This window comes from Mycobacterium gordonae, assembly GCF_002101675.1.
GTDB classification, from domain to species: Bacteria; Actinomycetota; Actinomycetes; order Mycobacteriales; family Mycobacteriaceae; genus Mycobacterium; species Mycobacterium gordonae.
Genome location: NZ_LQOY01000152.1, coordinates 1 through 17562 on the forward strand (window position 1 = coordinate 1; position 17562 = coordinate 17562).

22 protein-coding genes and 1 pseudogene are annotated in these 17562 nt (G+C 65.1%); 14 read left to right on the plus strand and 9 right to left on the minus strand.

Features of this window, described 5'->3' with window-relative positions:
• Positions 1-221: 221 nt before the first annotated feature.
• From AWC08_RS21125 to AWC08_RS21140, 4 genes are all read left to right on the plus strand, one after another.
• The gene (locus tag AWC08_RS21125; RefSeq protein WP_069432690.1) at positions 222-1103 is read left to right on the plus strand and encodes a universal stress protein; all 882 of its coding nucleotides are present in this window, start codon (positions 222-224) and stop codon (positions 1101-1103) included.
• 80 nt (positions 1104-1183) lie between these two features.
• Entirely contained in the window at positions 1184-1528 is a 345-nt protein-coding gene (gene fdxA, locus AWC08_RS21130; protein ID WP_065133552.1) for a ferredoxin, read from the plus strand.
• 16 nt (positions 1529-1544) lie between these two features.
• Positions 1545-2441 carry a universal stress protein gene (locus AWC08_RS21135; RefSeq protein ID WP_069432689.1) on the plus strand — a complete coding sequence of 299 codons (897 nt, stop codon included), beginning with the start codon at positions 1545-1547 and terminating at the stop codon, positions 2439-2441.
• Positions 2442-2479: 38 nt separating this feature from the next.
• Positions 2480-2668, plus strand: coding sequence for a hypothetical protein (locus tag AWC08_RS21140; protein WP_069432688.1), 189 nt, complete (start codon positions 2480-2482; stop codon positions 2666-2668).
• Between the two features lie 103 nt (positions 2669-2771).
• Here AWC08_RS21140 and AWC08_RS21145 read toward each other — a convergent pair whose 3' ends face one another.
• Positions 2772-3191: an Hsp20/alpha crystallin family protein gene (locus tag AWC08_RS21145; RefSeq protein WP_065133549.1), complete on the minus strand. Its 420-nt coding sequence runs from the start codon at positions 3189-3191 to the stop codon at positions 2772-2774.
• A 141-nt stretch (positions 3192-3332) separates the two neighbouring features.
• On the opposite strand from AWC08_RS21145, the gene AWC08_RS21150 reads away from it, so the two are divergent.
• Positions 3333-3728, plus strand: coding sequence for a MerR family transcriptional regulator (locus tag AWC08_RS21150; RefSeq protein ID WP_083270987.1), 396 nt, complete (start codon positions 3333-3335; stop codon positions 3726-3728).
• On the opposite strand, the gene AWC08_RS21155 is transcribed toward AWC08_RS21150, so the two are convergent.
• On the minus strand, positions 3725-5185 hold the full coding sequence (locus AWC08_RS21155; protein WP_069432687.1) for an aminotransferase class I/II-fold pyridoxal phosphate-dependent enzyme: 1461 nt from the start codon (positions 5183-5185) through the stop codon (positions 3725-3727). The two genes, AWC08_RS21150 and AWC08_RS21155, sit on opposite strands and share 4 nt — an antisense overlap.
• A gap of 50 nt (positions 5186-5235) precedes the next feature.
• Between AWC08_RS21155 and AWC08_RS21160 the strand changes: the two genes are divergently transcribed.
• Genes AWC08_RS21160 through AWC08_RS21185 form a run of 6 tightly spaced genes read left to right on the plus strand, consistent with a single transcriptional unit; the run spans position 5236 to position 8603 of the window.
• Entirely contained in the window at positions 5236-5856 is a 621-nt protein-coding gene (locus tag AWC08_RS21160; RefSeq protein ID WP_069432686.1) for a flavodoxin family protein, read from the plus strand.
• A 31-nt stretch (positions 5857-5887) separates the two neighbouring features.
• Positions 5888-6433 (plus strand): DUF1360 domain-containing protein, encoded by a 546-nt coding sequence (locus AWC08_RS21165; RefSeq protein WP_069432685.1) that lies wholly within the window; start codon positions 5888-5890, stop codon positions 6431-6433.
• A 25-nt stretch (positions 6434-6458) separates the two neighbouring features.
• Complete coding sequence (locus tag AWC08_RS21170; protein WP_065133545.1) at positions 6459-6872, plus strand: ChaB family protein; 414 nt, start codon at positions 6459-6461, stop codon at positions 6870-6872.
• Positions 6856-7533, plus strand: a complete 678-nt coding sequence (locus tag AWC08_RS21175; protein ID WP_065133544.1) for a UdgX family uracil-DNA binding protein — start codon at positions 6856-6858, stop codon at positions 7531-7533. Before AWC08_RS21170 ends, AWC08_RS21175 begins: the two co-directional genes overlap by 17 nt.
• Positions 7534-7572: 39 nt before the next feature.
• A complete protein-coding gene (locus AWC08_RS21180; RefSeq protein WP_082986284.1) occupies positions 7573-7914 on the plus strand; it encodes a hypothetical protein in 342 nt (113 codons plus the stop codon).
• Positions 7911-8603, plus strand: coding sequence for an HAD family hydrolase (locus AWC08_RS21185; RefSeq protein WP_069432716.1), 693 nt, complete (start codon positions 7911-7913; stop codon positions 8601-8603). Before AWC08_RS21180 ends, AWC08_RS21185 begins: the two co-directional genes overlap by 4 nt.
• Positions 8604-8657: 54 nt before the next feature.
• Here the strand turns inward: AWC08_RS21185 and mbp1 are convergent, their stop codons facing one another.
• Positions 8658-8891 (minus strand): microaggregate-binding protein 1, encoded by a 234-nt coding sequence (mbp1, locus tag AWC08_RS21190; protein ID WP_065133557.1) that lies wholly within the window; start codon positions 8889-8891, stop codon positions 8658-8660.
• 255 nt (positions 8892-9146) lie between these two features.
• Here mbp1 and AWC08_RS38445 point away from each other — a divergent pair.
• A pseudogene (locus AWC08_RS38445) lies at positions 9147-9215 on the plus strand (hypothetical protein); the annotation flags it as partial.
• 1 nt (position 9216) lies between these two features.
• Here the strand turns inward: AWC08_RS38445 and mhpA are convergent.
• The 3 genes from mhpA to AWC08_RS21210 are packed head-to-tail and all read right to left on the minus strand — an operon-like array spanning position 9217 to position 12826.
• Positions 9217-10752, minus strand: a complete 1536-nt coding sequence (gene mhpA / locus AWC08_RS21200) for a bifunctional 3-(3-hydroxy-phenyl)propionate/3-hydroxycinnamic acid hydroxylase MhpA (RefSeq protein WP_069432684.1) — start codon at positions 10750-10752, stop codon at positions 9217-9219.
• Positions 10749-11696 carry a fumarylacetoacetate hydrolase family protein gene (locus tag AWC08_RS21205; RefSeq protein WP_065137307.1) on the minus strand — a complete coding sequence of 316 codons (948 nt, stop codon included), beginning with the start codon at positions 11694-11696 and terminating at the stop codon, positions 10749-10751. Before AWC08_RS21205 ends, mhpA begins: the two co-directional genes overlap by 4 nt.
• Positions 11693-12826, minus strand: coding sequence for a VOC family protein (locus tag AWC08_RS21210; RefSeq protein ID WP_232007727.1), 1134 nt, complete (start codon positions 12824-12826; stop codon positions 11693-11695). Before AWC08_RS21210 ends, AWC08_RS21205 begins: the two co-directional genes overlap by 4 nt.
• A gap of 105 nt (positions 12827-12931) precedes the next feature.
• On the opposite strand from AWC08_RS21210, the gene AWC08_RS21215 reads away from it, so the two are divergent.
• Positions 12932-13570, plus strand: a complete 639-nt coding sequence (locus tag AWC08_RS21215; RefSeq protein ID WP_069432682.1) for a TetR/AcrR family transcriptional regulator — start codon at positions 12932-12934, stop codon at positions 13568-13570.
• On the opposite strand, the gene AWC08_RS21220 is transcribed toward AWC08_RS21215, so the two are convergent.
• Entirely contained in the window at positions 13567-14421 is an 855-nt protein-coding gene (locus AWC08_RS21220; protein ID WP_069432681.1) for a universal stress protein, read from the minus strand. The two genes, AWC08_RS21215 and AWC08_RS21220, sit on opposite strands and share 4 nt — an antisense overlap.
• A gap of 66 nt (positions 14422-14487) precedes the next feature.
• The gene (locus AWC08_RS21225) at positions 14488-15789 is read right to left on the minus strand and encodes an acyltransferase family protein (protein WP_069432680.1); all 1302 of its coding nucleotides are present in this window, start codon (positions 15787-15789) and stop codon (positions 14488-14490) included.
• Between the two features lie 36 nt (positions 15790-15825).
• On the opposite strand from AWC08_RS21225, the gene AWC08_RS21230 reads away from it, so the two are divergent.
• Positions 15826-16800, plus strand: a complete 975-nt coding sequence (locus AWC08_RS21230; protein ID WP_069432679.1) for an aldo/keto reductase — start codon at positions 15826-15828, stop codon at positions 16798-16800.
• On the opposite strand, the gene AWC08_RS21235 is transcribed toward AWC08_RS21230, so the two are convergent.
• Complete coding sequence (locus AWC08_RS21235) at positions 16797-17552, minus strand: acyl-[acyl-carrier-protein] thioesterase (RefSeq protein WP_069432678.1); 756 nt, start codon at positions 17550-17552, stop codon at positions 16797-16799. The genes AWC08_RS21230 and AWC08_RS21235 overlap by 4 nt on opposite strands.
• Positions 17553-17562: the final 10 nt, after the last annotated feature.

Sequence of the window (17562 nt, forward strand, 5' to 3'; positions counted from 1 at the left end):
CCGCCCGCCCCACCGCCGCTACACCCGCCCGATTCCGGCGAACCTCCACCCTTTTAGCACAACTCTCGAATATGGCTGTGCGGCAACAAGAATCCGTTCGCCCGCGGGCAAAGCCTGTCCTGGTGCACGGCCCGACCATCCCGAAACGTAAGGTCTTTAGACCTCTACACCGACGACACACAGCCTCGTAGGATGAGGGCTGCAACGGCAAGGAGCATGAGATGTCTGCGGAAGCAACGAAATACGGAATCCTGGTGGCGGTTGACGGGTCGGAGGAGTCTGACGCGGCCGTAAAGTGGGCGACCGGCGAGGCCACCCTGCACCGGGCGCCGCTCACCCTGCTGCACGTGGTCGCCCCCATCGTCGTCGGCTGGCCGGTTGGGCAACTCTACAAAGACATGCCCGATTGGCAGCAGGACATCGCGGACAGCGTCGTTGCGCACGCTCGCAAGACAGCGTTGGACAGCTCCGAGGGGTCCGAACGACCTGAGGTGCGAACCGAGATCGCTTATGCCAATGCGGTATCCACCCTCATCGAAGCTTCGAAGCAGGCCCAGCTCGTGGTAGTCGGAAGCCAGGGGATAGGCGCTTTGGGCCGCCTGCTGTTGGGCTCGGTCAGCTCGGCGCTCGTTCAGCACGCCCACTGTCCGGTGGCCGTTATTCGTTCCGGAGAAGACGCCGAGCCCGACGCCGGCAAAGCGGTGGTCGTAGGCATCGACGGGTCACCGGCCTCGGAAGCCGCGACGGCCCTGGCGTTCGACGAGGCTTCTCGCCGCGGCGCTGACCTGATTGCTTTGCACGCCTGGAGTGACGTCGGGGTTTTTCCGTTGCTCGGAATGGATCCGCAGGACCGGGAGAACCTGGGACAAGAGGTGCTCGCTGAACGCCTGGCCGGTTGGCAGGAGCAGTACCCGGATGTCCACGTGGAGCGGTCTCTGGTGTGTGACACGCCGGCAAAATGGCTGCTCGAAGCGTCCGAGCGGGCGCAGCTGGTGGTCGTCGGAAGTCGGGGCCGCGGTGGCTTTCCCGGCATGTTGCTGGGCTCCGTGAGCTCCGCGGTGGTCCATTCTGCCAAGGTGCCGGTGATCGTGGTTCGTTCATAGCCGATAAGGGCCTTTGGTCCCTGCCGACAAGTGGCTTTTGACCGACGCCATTGGCGCCGACCGCTTTATAGCGTGAACGTATGACCTATGTGATCGGCAAGGAATGCCTGGACGTGGCTGAAAAGTCGTGCGTGCAGGAATGCCCCGTTGACTGCATTTATGAAGGCGCGCGGACGATGTACATCAACCCGGAAGAGTGCGTTGACTGTGGCGCGTGCAAGCCGGCGTGTCGCGTTGACGCCATTCACTGGGAAGGCGATCTCCCGGACGACGAGCTGCAATTCCTCGCCGACAACGCCGCCTTCTTCCAGCAGGTTCTCCCGGGACGTGATGCTCCGCTGGGCACGCCCGGCAGCGCAAGCGCCCTGGGCCGCATCGGTGTTGACACGCCGATGATCGCGGCGATGCCGGCCAACTGCTCCTGACCGGAGGTAGAACGAAATGACCGCAGCCGCAACAGGAACCGACAAGAGCCTAGGCGTTCTCGTCGGTGTGGACGGCTCGCCCGCGTCCAACGCTGCCGTAGTCTGGGCGGCCCGGGACGCCGAAATCAAGAATCTCCCGCTGACCGTTGTCCACGTCGTGAACACCGACGTGGCGACGTGGCCGCCGATGCCATACCCGGAGACCTGGGGTGTATGGCAACAGGACGAAGGGCGCAAGGTCCTGGCCGAGGCGGTCAAAATCGCCGAAGAAGCGGTGTTGACCGACCGCAAACTGACGGTCAAAACCGATCTTGTGCACTCCACGCCGGTGTCGGCGATGATTGAGATGTCCACGGACGCAGCCATTGTGGTGCTCGGCTCGGCCGGTCGGGGAGCGGTGGCGCGGTTGCTGCTCGGTTCGGTCAGTGCCAGCCTGGTACGTCATGCACGCTGCCCGGTTGCGATCATCCATGACGAGGATCCGTTGATGCCGCACCCCCAGCGCGCCCCGGTGTTGCTGGGCATCGACGGATCCCCGGCCTCCGAGGCGGCCACGGCAGTGGCTTTCGACGAAGCCTCGCGCCGCGGTGTCGAGTTGATCGCGCTGCACGCATGGAATGACGTCGAAGTGGTGGAGCTACCCGGCCTGGACTGGGACAAGGTAAAGGCGGAAGCCGAAATCACCCTCGCCGAGCGCCTGGCGGGTTGGCAGGAGACCTATCCCGACGTCAAAGTCTGCCGCGTGGTGGTGTGTGATCGACCGGCGCGCCAGCTCGTTGCGCGCTCCGAATCGGCGCAGCTGGTCGTGGTGGGCAGTCATGGTCGGGGTGCCCTGTCCGGCATGCTGCTCGGTTCGGTGAGCAACGCGGTCGTGCACTCGGCCCGGATGCCGGTCATCGTCGCACGCGCCTGACGCGGTTGAAAATCGGCCGCCGGGGAAACCCAGGACACATGGCTGAATACAGAGTTATCGACCCACGGGGTGAAGTCGTTGCCACCAAAGAGATTGAAAGTGCCGATGACGCACACGCATGGTTTGTGGACTCCCGTGCCGACAACTCCGAGCTGGGTTGGCGCATGGAAGTGAACGCCGACGGCGAGTGGGCGTTTTTCGACGACACCGAAGGCGCGTCCAGCTAAGATCCGGTAGCCCAACCGCTGGGGAGGCCCACCGGCGAGGGCTTCTTCGACTGCGGCCGCGACGGCAGTGAACACCGCCGCGGCCGCCGCCGCTCACCGCCGCTCAGGCATTTATCGCCTCGCGGCTTTCGCTACGGCCAACGCTAATCTTGCGCGGCTTCGCCTTCTCGGCCACAGGAACCCGCAATCGCAAGACGCCTTCGTCATACGAGGCGGCGATGCGGTCGGTGTCGAGATTCTCGCCGAGCACCAACTGGCGGCTGAACACACCGCGAGGCCTCTCCGAGGCCAGCATCTCCCGGTTGGGGTCAACCCCCGGTCGTTCCGCGCGAACCGTGACCACGTTGCGCTCGATGTCGATGTCCAGCGAATCGGCTTCGATACCGGGCAGGTCGAATTCGACGACGAATTCTTCACCTTCGCGCCACGCGTCCATTGGCATGACGGCTGGACGTGCGGCTGTCCCGAGCACTTGCTGGGCGAAACGGTCCAGTTCACGGAACGGGTCGGTACGCATCAGCATGGCAGTCACCTTCTTACTCCAATCTAGCGGTCGAAGTCATGGTTTCCTATGTCAAGAGACATAGATTTCTTATAACACGGTCGACAACTGTGCGCAAGTATGGTAGATAGATTTTCTGGTGACAGATGAGGAGATGCCCCGATGGCCGTTCGTTCCGGCGACGTAGACCCACCAGCGTCTGACCAGGGCGTGTACGGGATCTCGGTCGCCGCTGAACTCTCTGGCGTGGCCGTTCAGTCACTTCGGCTCTACGAACGGTACGGCCTCCTCACACCCGCTCGCAGTGACGGCGGGACCCGGCGCTACAGCGCCGACGACCTGGCCCGATTGCGGCGCATCAGCACCCTGGTCGATGCCGGCGTCAACCTCGCCGGCATCGCCCGCATCCTCAGCCTCGAGGATGACAACGCTGAATTGCTGGCCGCCAACAGCGACCTCCGATCGGCCAACCGAACATTACGCGGTGCAGTCAAAGGTGTTGCTGCAGAGGAGAATTCGGCAGATCCGGCGCGAAAGTCACCTTCCCGCAAGGGTTAGGCGACCACCCGGAACTGCTGCGCGGTCGGATCGGCCGGATCGGGCAGCGTCATGCCCGCTTGCGCTCCCGACCGCAGATACTCGATCACGGCCTCGTTGAGGCGTTCACCGGGAACGACCGCCGGAATCCCGGGCGGGTAGGGGGTGATCTGTTCGGCGGCGACGCGACCCGCGGCCCTGTCCGCAGGCACCATTTCGGTCGGCCCGAAGAAGGCGTCCCGCGGTAGCTGCACGGTCTCCAGCTGCAGTTCGTCCGGCGAGGGTAGCCGAATGGGCGGCGGAGGGTCGAAGTCGTCGGCGGCCTTGCGCCACTGGGTCAGAGAACTCACGAGCCGGTCGGCGGTCCCCTTGTCGTCGGCGAACGACATCGTCGCCAGTATCCGGCGGTGATCGCTCATGCCGAGGTCGAGTTGGCAGTTTTCCCGAAGCCAGTCCGCCGCTTGATAACCCGAGGTGCCCGTCGCGGAGATGTCCATCAACACCTGGGTGGTGTCCAGGTCGCACGACGCTTCCTCGCCCAGCAGTTCGTCTTCTAGCACCTGCACGTCCGGGATCTCGGCAAGCCGGCCGCGCAGATAGCTGGCCAGGTCGAGTTCGGCGGCCAACAGGTCGTGGCCCCGCTCGACCATCTGCCGCCGCCAGCCGTCGAGGGCCGCATAGACCATAACGTTGGGACTGGTGGTCATGAGCAGATCGGCGCACGACGACAGACGGTCGGGATCCACGAGATCTCCCTGCAGGTGAAATACCGACCCCTGCTCGAATCCCGCGCCCATCTTGTGCACGCTGACCACGCACACGTCTGCCCCAGCGTCCATGGCCCACGTCGGCAGGTCTTCGTGGAAGGGCAGGTGCGCACCCCACGCCTCGTCGACGATCAGGGGCTTGCCGTGAGCGTGGCAGACATCGGCGATGGCGGCGATGTCGGCACACGTGCCATAGGGGCTTGGACTGACGATCAACGCGCCGGCGGCGTCGGGATACCGCTCCCACGCATCCTGGACTTGTTTCGGTGATGGTGGGTGCGAGAAGTGGCGTTCGTGGTCCCAGCGCGGGGTAATCCAGCGGGGCTGCACCCCGGAGAAGATCAGGCCGGCAACGATCGATTTGTGGCTGTCACGAGAAACGAGCAGTCCGCCCTCCGCACCGCCGGCCACGGCCATCATCGCCGCCTTCACCGACAATGAGCTGCCGCAGGTGGAGAAGAACGCCGCATCCGCGCCTACCGCGTCGGCCATCAGTTCCTCGGCCCGCGCCAGGAACTTCCCACGGGACTGCCGGTCGTCGAGGCCGCTACTGGCCAGGATGTCGTCCAGGAAAGGCTCTCTGCCCAGCACTTCGAGGACGCGAGGGTCCGCACCCCGGCCCTGGCGGTGGCCGGGTGGTGTGAATCCGTAGCGATCGCGCTGGTGGTAGTCGCGCAGCGCGTCCAGCAATGGGGCCTGGGACTGATCCATCAGAGCCGGGTACCCGGTTTACCGGCCCCTATGCCGGGTATGAATTCGCCATGAGCGATCAGCCCCTGCGCGCCGTCGGCTTGGTGTGCAGCCTCAAACCCAGTCCGGCACCGTCGAGCAGTGCGCTGATCGCCGAACAGGTTGTCGGCGAACTCAAAAGCGCCGGCGTCGAGACCGAGCTCGTCCGCTGCGTCGACCACAACATCGCGCCGGGCGTCGAGGACGACATGGGCGCCGGCGACGAGTGGCCGGACATCCGGCGCAAGGTACTCGACGCCGACATCCTGCTCATCAGCACGCCGGTGTGGCTGGGGCACCCGTCGAGCGTGACTCAGCGCGTGCTGGAACGTCTGGACGCCGAGTTGTCCAACACCGATGACGACGGGACGCCCGCGATGGTCGGCAAGGTCGCCATCGTGAGCGTGGTCGGCAACGAAGACGGGGCACACAAAGTGGTCGCGGATGTTTTCCAGGCGCTCAACGACATCGGGTTCAGCGTGCCGGCGCAAGGTTGCACTTACTGGAATGGTCCGGCAATGCAAGGTACCGACTACAACGACCTCGATGAGGTGCCCGACCAAACCGCCTCGGCCACCGCGGCCGCGGCCCGCAACGCGGCCCACCTGGCACGCACGCTGAAGGCACAGACTTACCCGCCGTACGAGACGTAAACGCCTCGTCCCAACGCCCACAAGGAGTTTCATGACTGAGCTGACCACCGAAAAGAACGGCGCCGGCGTGGCGGAGCGTGCTCGCCAGGAAGCCGAGGAGTACCGCGGCGACAATCCCCGCCCGTTGGGCGGCTACCTCGCCGTGATGGCCATTTACATCACGCTGGTGGGGGCGACAACGCTGGTGGCGATACTGACGGGCCGCCGCTTACCCGCGCGGTGGAGCGTGCAGGATCTGATCACCGTAACGCTCGGCACCCACAAGCTGTCCCGCACCCTGACCAAGGACGCCGTGACCAGCCCGTTGCGCGCTCCCTTCACGCGGTATGCCGGTACCGGGGGGCCCGCCGAGGTGCACGAGGAGACGCGAAACGACAGCCAGTTTCGGCACAGCATCGGTGAATTGATGACCTGCCCCTTCTGCTTGGACATGTGGGTCGCCACCGGCTTTGTGATCGGCCTGGTCTTCGCGCCCCGGTTCACCCGCCTGGTCGCCGGAACGTTCACGGCGCTGACGGGGGCTGACTTCCTCCAGCTGGGCTACGCGATAGCCCAGCAGTGGGCCGAGAATTCCTGAAGTTCCTGAATCCCGAGGTGATGTCATGCCGAAGACGACCAAGAGCGGTGCCGCAAAAAAGGACGAATTGCCCAGCACCCTAAGGCGTTCCAGCTCCAAGGCGCAACGAACCTTCGCCAAGGCTCACGACGCGGCCGCCGAGCAGTACGGCAGTGAAGAGCGTGCTCACCGTGTGGCCTATGCCGCGGTCAAGCACAGTTTCGAAAAGGTCGGCGATCACTGGGAAGCCAAGGACGAGAAGGGTCCGTCCGATGCGCGCGCCGAACGCGGCGGCCTGAACAACCCGCTGCCCTCGCAAGAAGGCGTCGACGCCAATGCCAGCAAGAAGCACCTACTCGAGATCGCGCGCCGGCTGGAGGTACGCGGCCGGTCGACGATGACGAAAGCCGAATTGGTAGAAGCGATCAAGAAATCCAATCGCCGTGCCCAGAGGCGTTGACGAGCCCGGCGCGCAGCGCTTCCTGCCGGCCGATCGGCGGCTGAGTTCACTCAAGCGGGCCGCGAGCGACTGCCAGGGGTGCGGATTGTTCGAAGACGCCACTCAGACGGTCTTCGGCAACGGCAAACCCGAAGCGCCGCTCATGCTGGTCGGTGAGCAACCGGGGGATTACGAAGACCAGCAAGGGCTGCCGTTTGTCGGGCCGGCAGGCAGATTGCTGACCCAGGCACTGCACGATGCCGAGATCGACCCGGCCCTGACGTACCAGACCAACGCCGTCAAGCATTTCAAGTTCAAGCGGGTGGGCAAGCGGCGGATACACGACAAGCCTGGCCGTCTCGAAGTCGTCGCGTGCCAGCCGTGGTTGATCGCGGAAATTGAGTCGTTGCAGCCGCAGGTCGTGCTGTGTCTCGGTGCCACCGCGGCACAATCGTTGCTGGGCAGCTCCTTTCGGGTGACGGCCCACCGCGGCGAGTGGCTCCGGTTGCCCGCGCCGCTGGAGGTGGCGTCGGACCCGATGGTGATGGCGACGATTCACCCGTCGGCGCTGCTGCGGGATCGCAGTGAGCGGCGCAAAGAGAATTACGACTCGTTTGTGGCGGATCTTCGTGCCGCAAGCGCCGGGCTGGCGGCCATGTTTCGGGAAAATCAGCCTGGGTAGTCGAAATTGATGAGTGTAGGCAGCGAGGAAAGAACCCAAGTGGACGGGACAACTGCGGTCCCGGAGGCTGACACCGGCCGGGGCCGGCGTGGCGTCGTCAATTGGATATTGGCGGCGCTGACGGTGCCGGTGGCCGCGCTGATCATGATTTTCGCGGTCGGCGCGGCGATGAGCATGGCCGCGTGCAGCACCGCGCAATGCCCGAGCCTCGGGCCGGGCGGCGTGCTCTACGGCGTGCTCTTCTACGGTGCTCCGGTAGTCGCCGGCTTGACGATCATCGCCTCGTTCTTCACGGCGCTGCGGCGCCGGGGCTGGATCGTCCCAGTGGTCGCGCTCGCCCTGCTGGCGGCCGACTTCGCAGCCATCGCGATTCTGTTCTGACATTGGCCGCCAACAGACGTTCGCCCGCGGTGCTGTTCGACATCGACGGCACGCTGGTCGACTCCAACTATCTGCACATCGACGCCTGGCAGCGTGCGTTCGGCGAGGTGGGCATCGACGTCGAAACCTGGCGCATCCATCGGTCGATCGGCATGGATGGCTCGACTTTGGTGAAATCGCTGTCCGGCGACGCGCCCGAGGAGGCGCAGAAGCAGTTGAAAGAGCTGCATTCCCGCTATTACCGGGAAGTCGCGTCGTTGCTGCGCCCGTTGCCGGGGGCTCGCGCGCTACTACGCCGGGTGGCCGATCTGGGACTGCAGGTGGTACTCGCCACCTCGGCGCCGGAGGACGAATTGGAGCTGCTTCGTAAGGTGCTCGACTGCGACGAACTCGTCGCCGCGGTCACCTCGTCAGCCGACGTGGACACCGCAAAGCCGAAGCCCGACATCATCGAGATCGCGCTGGACCGTGCGGAAGTCACCGCAGAGCGTGCCGTATTCCTCGGCGACGCCATTTGGGATGCCGAAGCATGCTCGCGCGCGAAGGTGACCTGCATCGGAGTGCTCAGCGGTGGCGTCTCCGCGTCGGAGCTGCGCGATGCCGGTGCCGCACAGGTTTTCGAGAATGCCGACAAGCTGCTGGCCAACATTGAGCAGACCCGAATCGCGGAGCTGGCCGCGGACGGGTGACAGCAAGCAGAATGGGCCCAGTCCATCCCGGACTGGGCCCATTCTCGCGTCAAGCTACTGGTTGGCTTTCTGCCGCTCCTCGGCTGCCTCGGCGCCGCCGCGGGCGGACTCCGCCTCGGCTTCCTTCTTGGCAGCATCACGCTGAGCGTCGGCCTTGTCCTGCTGGGCCTGACCCTCGCGCTTCACGTCGTCACGACCGGTCACTGCGCCGATGACTTCCTTCGCCTTGCCCTTAACGCCCTCGACGACGCCTTCGACGCCCTCTTGGGGGCCACTCTTGTCCGACATGAGTTCCTCCTGCATTACTTGCTTTCTGTGGCGACCTCGCGCCGAAATTGCGCTCAGCCACAGGGGGTTAGGGTCAACTTTCGCGTTGCTCCCGGCATTCCCCCGCAGCAAGAGGGTTTCCGAACGCGCGCAGCCTCAAACCTGTGGGCTGGGTCACCGGAGTTCTCAACTTCGTTTGGTGTCTTCGTTTTTCGCTCATGTTTGAGCCCGCAGATCGGGGGCATTCAGTGACGCTTAGAGCGCGAGGAGAGACAGATGCTGGCACGCCACGCTATTGCGAGAATCGTGAATTTCGCCCGGGCCGGTTACCCCAAGGGCGTGCCGGCTACCGACACCTTTCCGGTGCTGGCAGTGTTGCCGCGGACGCTGCCACCAGCGCTGCGTCACGACCGGCACGTATAACGGTGCGATCCGGACGTATCAGCGCTACTGTCGCCCGCCCGTGACGCAGCCAGGCGTCCAGCCGGCTCCCGTGCTCTGCTTGGATGATGGGAACATTGCGCCCGTGCAGCAGGGCTTCAACGGCCGTCGCCAACCGAACCCGGGTAATCAGCGCGAATCCGGGGCCCGCAGCGTCGTCCAGGCGGATACCGTTGAGCAACAATGCGTTCGGACATAAGGTGCCGGCGAGTTGACCGGGCCGGCCGGGCTTGTGGACCAGGGCTGAGCGGCGCAGGGCCGGCGTCGTGGAATCGACGATCTTCTTGCGCAGACCCGGAATGAGGTCTGCACGCGGCAACAGGGCACGTCGGGTCAGGTCACCGAGCCGGCCACCGCCGGTCATCGACCAGCCCACCGTGAGCGCCAGGCGAATCAGGGCTCTGCAGTGCGGTTTACGTTCTTGCTCATACGTGTTCAGGATGTCGGGGGACAGCGTCCCGTTGCACACCGCGGCGATCTTCCAGCTGAGGTTGAACGCATCGCGCAAACCGGCGCCCATGCCCTGGCCGATGAACGGGGGAGTGAGGTGCGCGGCATCACCGAGGATGAAGATGTTGCCGCGCCGCCATCGATCGGCGATTTGGGCCCGGAAGGTGTACTCCGCGACGCGTAACAAAGTCAGTTCGTCGTCGGCGAGGTGGCGGGTCCACGGAGCGATCAGCGGACGGAGCGTGCCCACTGTGTCGAAGTCGTCCGCACTTTCGCCGTCCAGCAGGCGAAACTCCCAGCGGTAGCGGGATTCTCCGATGCGCATGTAGGTTCCGGCGCGAGCCGGGTCGCAGATCTGATAGACCCCGTCCCACTGCCGCAGGTCTGCCTCGGTGGCGACGTCGACGACCAGCCATCGCTGCTCGAAGTTCAAATCCCGCATAGTGGCACCGATATGACTTCGCACCACGCTGTTAGCGCCGTCGCAGCCCAACAGGTAGTCGGCATCGACCTGGTGAACCGTGCCGTCGGTCCGGTCGGTGAAAGTGACGCGGGCACCGTCGCCATGGGTGGTGATCGCGGTGACGTCGGAATTGCCGCGCAGTTCGACGTTCGGGTAGCGCTTGAGGTTGGTCCGTAACAGCGCCTCCAGCTCCGGTTGGTCGAACATGTTCGCTTGCGGGTAGCCGTGCGTGCTTCGCGACGGGTCTCGGTGGAATTCGGCCAGCACGTTGAAGCGGTTGTCCAGCAGTCGCAGTCCGAGCGTGGGCCGCGAGATCGCTGCGAACTCCGCAGCTACGCCCAAGCGGGCGAGGATGCGGTAGATCTCGTCATCGAGGTGCACCGCCCGCGGCTGCGGATAAACCCCGGGCCAGCGTTCGAGAACCAGACTGTTGACTCCGTACTGCGCCAGCAGGGTGGCGGCGGTGATGCCGGTCGGACCGGCGCCCACGATGACGACCGGGACGCGTCGATTCGCCTGCACGTTCATGCGTATCGCACGGTATTGCGCTGGACGCCAAGGTCGATCGCGCCGTCGTCGGTGGCCACCGACGCCTCGACGACGTCACCGTGCTGCAAATACTTGGGATTGCCGGATTGACGCTTGAAGAAGGCCTTCCATTTGACGGCCGGCGGCAACAGGTTCCCGATGATCTCCATCGGTTTTGGTGGAGCGCTCAGTGCGGTACCGACGGGTGTCCCGGTGAGTATCAGGTCACCCGGTGCCAGTTCCTGAAATTGGGTGAGCGACTGCAGTGCCTGCAGCGGGCGGTAGAGCATGTCGCCTTCGACCAGCGCGTTCTGGCGCTCTGCACCGTTGACCCGCAGCCGCAGCCGCAGGTCGCCGAAGCGCTTCAGCTCGTCGGCGCTGAGCAGCACCAATCTGGGGCCGACGGGGGTGAACGTCGGATAGGACTTGGCTTCGTAGAATTGCGTCTGCGGCAGCTGGATGTCGCGGGCCGACACGTCATTGGTGACGACCAGACCGGCGATGAAGTCGGCGAGGTTGGCGTCGGAGATGCTGGTGCCGACGGGAATTGGGCGCCCGATCACCAGACCGATTTCGACTTCGTAGTCGAGCAGCTGAACATGCGCGGGCTTGACGATGTCGGCGGACGGACCGCAGATCGAGGCGGATGCCTTGCGGAAGAAGGTCAGCGGAGTCGATGCCGGGTCCATGCCGGCATCCTTGACGTGCGACTCGAAGTTCGTCATCTGCGCGACCACCCGACACGGCCTGGTCACCGGAGAGATGAGATCCAGCGTCTCGACGGGCTCGGTGTCGGTGGCGGCGGCTGCCGCCTCGATCGCGGCGCGATCGGAGAGCAGCTGGGCCGTGCTGGTCGCCGTGGTGGCGATCCTGGTTGCGCCGTCGGCTTTTTCGACCCACCAGGCGGGGTCTTTGAAGCCGGTGTGGAGAATGGAGATGGTCATGCGGTCGCAACTTTCAGTAGGCCGAGCAGGCGGTTGAAATCGAACTCATTGTTTTCACGCAGCGCACCGATCATCGAAACCACTTCGTGTCTCGCCGATTTGGCGTCAGCGCCGAGAAAATCGCGGGTCGCCGGAGGTCCCCACTGGGCCAGACCCGAAGCCGTCAGCGGCGCCCAGCCCGGCTCCAGCGTGTTGTCGAACATATCGCCGTCAGTGAAGTGCTCGACCAGGAAGCCGTCGGGATCGCGCCAGTAGTCGAAGATCTGGCTGCCCTGGATGTGTCTGCCAATTCCCCACGAGCGCACATACCCTCGCTCCCGGAGGTACTCGCCGCCGGCGGCCAGCGCGTCGAGATCGCTGACCTGATAGGCCGAATGAAGGTATCGGTTGGCCGGACCCAGCGCCAGTGCCAGCGTGTGGTGATCGGCCGGCATCGACCCCCGATCGCATCGGATGAAGCTCATGGTCGGTCCGCGCTCACGCTGCCCGGGGAAGTACTGGAAATCACTGACGATCATTCCGAGGTTGTCGAGGTACCAGTTCAGCGATTGCAGGTATTTCGTCGACTGCAAAACCAGATGTCCGAGCCGCTGGACCCGTGCCGGCGCCCGACGTGGCCGCTGAGTGGCGTTGATTCGCACCAGTCGTGAGCCGAAGTTGAATTCCGGCGGCTGCTGACCGGGTAACTCCGGCAGTTCATGCATGCCGGCAACTACCCGCACCGGTGTGCCCGTGGGGTCCCGTAGGTCGACCGAAATGCCGCCGACGGCTTCCGGCAGCGGCCGGGCGGTGGCGCCGGACTTGTCGGCCAGGCGCAACACATCCACCTCGTCGCAGGCGCGGAATGCCACCGCGGCGAAACGCGACCGCTGGCCGCGTCGCACGATCACGCACGGCGCGCCCGCGTCGGTGCCGCGCAGCGCGATCTCGTCGGGTCCGCGCCGCGCGGATTGGAACCCGAACGCACGCGCGAACGCCTCACACCGGGTGAGGTCGGGCTTCTCGAACTCCAGCCACGCCAGGTCGGCGACTTTGATCACCGGATTCCGGGACCGGCCGGGATGGTCGTCGGGTCGGGCACCCTGCTCGCTGTGTAAGCCGTGGTGCGCATCCGTGGGGGATCCGATCACATTCATCACCGTCTCTCATCAGTAGCTGACGAAATCGTCACATACTGCACCTCCACTCGTCAACAGTTTCTGACGAATTCCTCACTTTTGCGGCATACTGCTGTAGTGACCATTTCAACCGACGGCCCTAGCCGCCTCGAGCGGCGCAAGCAGCGCACCCGCTCGGCACTCGTCAAGGCCGCACAGCGATTGATCGCCGAGGGCAAGGTCAACGTGGCCGTGCTGGAGATCACCCAGGCCGCGGGCGTCGGAATGGGGTCGTTCTACAACCATTTCGAGAGCAAGGAGCAGCTGTTCGCGGCCGCGGTGGCCGATGTGCTGGATGCGCACGGAGCGCTGCTCGACCGGCTCACCGAAGCGATCGAAGATCCTGCCGAGACGTTCGCCACCAGCTTCCGGCTCACTGGCCGGCTCTTCCGTCAGCGGCCGCAGGAGAGCGAGATCCTGTTGGCCAACGGCGTCGCATTCTTGTCGTCGGACCGGGGCCTGGCGCCTCGGGCGCTACGGGACATCAAGGCGGCCGCGCAGGCCGGACGGTTTCAGACCGACGACCCCGAACTCGCGTTGGCCATGGCCGGCGGTGCGCTGCTGGGCCTCGGTGCGTTGTTGCGCAACGAACCGGACCGGGACGGGGCGCTGGCGGCCGACAAAGCGACCGAAAACGTGCTGCGGCTATTGGGACTTTCCGCCGAGGAGGCACACGCCATCTGTCAGCGGTCGTTGCCGGACTTCGCCGCGGATTAGCCTGGGTGCGAGGACTGCCCCTGGGGAGGTGTTGAGGAGACACTGTGCGGCCTGCGCGGGCGGCCGGGTCCTCCCGATGTCCTGGCTACGATGATCGGCACCTGGCTCATCGTCACCGTCCCGGCGCTGCCCGGGCTGAATAACGTCGCCGCGAAGCCGCCGCTACCCTGACCGCCCAAGACCACAAGCTGAGCTTTCTTGGCATGATCCACCAGTCGCGGCGCCGGATCGGCAAGCGCGGGCAATCTTTGCACGGTGACTTCCGGATACCGATCGATCCATCCGGCGAAGGCGGCCATGTTCTCGTCGAGACCGTTGGAGGCTTGGCAGGTAGGGACGGCCACCAGCCCCACTCCACGTGTTGAGGCTTCGAAGAACGCGATCTCCATCGCCAACTCTGCGTCTGGCGATTCGTCGATGCCTAACAAAACCGGCGCCGCGAGGCTTTCCGGGCTGAGTCGGACGTCATCGTGGATGACGACGACCGGGCAATGCGCGTGATGGATGAGTGTCGAGCTGACCGAACACGACTGACATTGCGGCATTGCGCCGCTGCCGGGGCAGCCAACCACTACCAGATCGGCGTGCTTTGACAGGTCGGCCAGCGCAAAAACAGGTGTAGCACAGGGCATTTCGCATCGCACCCGAACCGGGTCGGCTACGGTCCGCAGGGCCTCGTCGAGCACCTGTTGTCCGCGCTCGCGCTGGCTGCGCGTCCGGGCAGCATGGGCGAGGGTGAGTGGCGCGTCGCGCAGCGCCGCGTCATGGGCGGCCCACTGAACGGCGATCGCGGAGCTCGACGAACCGTTGACGCCCACGACGATCCCGAGGTCCGCACCGCGGTTCGCCATCCGACGGCTCCTTCCGCTTCGACTCGCAGGTTAGGGAGCCGACGACGTCCGCGAATGAGCCATAAGTCACCGATTTGAAGGTCTTCTGGCCCTAACGGAGACCAGCACCGCTCCCGCGGCGAACAGCAGTGCTCGAAACCAGGGGAACCGCCCGTCGGGTGCGAAGCCGTCCGCGGCGAAACACGCCAGCGCATAGGTCGTCATCGCCGCTCCGGCCAGCAGCAACGGTGTGCTCCAGCGCTGCGGCATCGGCACGGTCAAGGTGGGCAGCGCAGCAGCGAAAAACCTTCGCCCCCAGAACAAAAGCCCGATCTCAACGGCCGTGACAACAACCAGAATGGCAATCCACTCGAGTCGGAAGAGCCACCAGTCCGCGGTCCCTTCGGGCGGCTGCGGAAACAGCCCCGTCGGGTAGCCGACGACGGCCACCAGCACGACAGGCACCATGTGCCACAGATACAGAGCCATCACGTTGTCGTTGACGATCGACACCACACGCTGCAGTCGCTGGGGCCGGAGCGCTCGGTTGAGTGCTGGAACCAGCGCGGTGGCGATGCCTATCTGCGTGCATCCGAACGCCAGCAGCGCCACCGTCGGCGGCGTAGTGTTCTGCACCTGCTGGCCGGGAACGCCGATCATGCTCACCGGGTAATGCCCCCAGCCGACCAACAACGCCAGCACAGTTCCCGCACTCGCCGCCAGCGCGACAGGCTTGGGGCCGGCCAGCTGACCGGACTGCCAGGCGATCCCGAGTTGATAGAACGCACCCCAGCACAGCAGGTAGTTCACGAGACCGACGTGCGGCACGTGATAGACCACCGCGGCGATGTCGACGAGCACTGCCCCGACGGCCAGCGCTGCGGGCGCCCAGAGGCCCCAACGGCGTTGCGCGGCAAGCGCGATGGGCGTCGACGACACCACCACGACGTAGACCGCGAGAAACCACAACTGCATGGCCACCGCCCAGCCCGCGTACTGCACCACGGAACCGGCCATGCCGGTGATGCGCAGGACAGCCACCACCGCCAGAATCGCCGCGACGTACACCGCCGTCGGACCCAGGACTCGGGCCAGCCGGTGCCGCAGCCAGCTTTCGCGCGAGAAGCCGTCGTGGCCGCTTCGATGTCCCCACGACACCGCGGTGGCATACCCGGCCACCATGAAGAACGTCGGGACGGCTTGGAAACCCCACGTCAACCATTGCGTCCAGGGCTGGTCGACAAGCGGGTTCTGGCGGCCGAACCGGCCGTCGTGGTAGGTCACCGATGACGCCAGCCAATGCCCCAGCACGATCAGGATCACCCCTGATGCCCGCAAGAAGTCGACTGCGACATTGCGTGCCGGTCGAGCGGTGTCCCGGTGGTCCATCAGCGCGAGGGTACCCGGCCCTAGCACAATGACCCTATGAGACAAGCCAGACTGGCCAACCTGCCCGTCGGACGACTCGGACTGGGCGCGATGGGGATGTCCGCGGCGTACGCCGGCGCCGGCAGCGACGACGCCGAGTCGATCCGCACTGTTCACCGCGCCCTCGATCTCGGTGTGACCTTGATCGACACCGCCGAGGTGTATGGCCCCTACCTGAACGAGGAGCTGCTGGCCCGCGCGTTACGCGGCCGCCGCGACAGGGTAGTGCTGGCGAGCAAGTTCGGCATGATCTCGCACACCGGCCGTAACGGCCTCGACAGTAGTCCCGCCAATGTCGTTACCGCGCTTGAGGGTTCACTGCAACGGCTGCAAACCGATTACATCGACCTGTATTACCAGCATCGCCTGGACCGCGACACCCCGATCGAAGACACGGTCGGGGCTCTCTCAGAGTTGGTGCAGGCCGGCAAAATCCGGCACATCGGTCTCTCGGAGGTCGGTCCGCAGACCATCCGACGCGCTCACGCCGTGCATCCCGTCACCGCTGTGCAATCCGAATACTCCCTATGGACCCGGGATCCCGAACAGAGTGTGCTGCCGGCACTTCGCGAACTGGGCATCGGGTTCGTGGCCTACTCGCCGCTGGGGCGCGGCTTCCTCACCGGTGCGATACGTTCCACCGACGGGATCCCCGACACCGACTTCCGCAGGACGAACCCTCGATTCGTCGCCGAGAATTTCGAGCACAACCTGCGCAGTGCCGACGAACTGCGCGACATCGCCGCTGACGTGGGCGCCACGCCGGCGCAGGTTGCGTTGGCCTGGCTGTTGGCGAAAGGGCCAGACATCGTTCCCATCCCCGGGACCAAGCGCGTTGCGCGCCTTGAGGAGAACGCCGGAGCCGATACGGTCGAGTTGTCCGCCGAGCAAATGGTCAGGCTCGACGGTCTGACGCCGGCGGCCGGTGACCACCACAGCGCGGCGCAGTTGCAATGGATTGACCGCGACTAAATCTTGCGCACCAGGGCAGCGGCGCGCACGTCCTCGCCGACGGTGAAATCCAGGCGCACCGCGTCGCCGTTGCGTTCGGACCGGATGGTCAGCGGTTCGCCGTATTTGATCGGGCTGCGGTATTCCAGTACAGCCCGATACGGGTTGTGCTCCAATTCAGGGAATTGAGCCAGTATTTCGTGCACGCCATGCCAGTAGATGGTGTTGTTGACGTGCTCGAAGAGATCGATGTCGGTGCGCCGCAGGGGAAAAGGGGTGTCGGTACCGGTCTGGACGTGCTCGGTGACCCATGGTCGCCACTTGAGCCGGTGATTGTCGGTGGTACTGCCGAAGCGTTCGACGCAGTAGTCGGTGAGCCGCGACGGGGTCAAGGTGTCCTTGTTCATGCAGATCCAGAAGCCCTGGGTCTCGATGCGACCGCCCCGGTCACCCCTGAGCTGCACCCGCATGTCGCACCACCTGCTGGACAACCCGGCACACCAGCGGCGGAAGGTGATCTCGCTGGGAATCTCGATCGGTTCCAACACGTCGATCACCGTGCGCAACACGATCCAATGCGGATGTACCTCGGCGAGCCCGGCGTCGGCGAGGTGCTCAGCTCCCACTTCCTGGATATACCGCGCGACGCCGTCCAGACGCAGTCTGCGGTGTTCGTCGATATCGGATGTGGCCAGCCGCCAACCGGTTTGGTAGACATAGCCCTGATCGGGAACATCGACAAGCGGTGCATCGACCTCAGGATTGTGAGGCACGGGTTCTCCT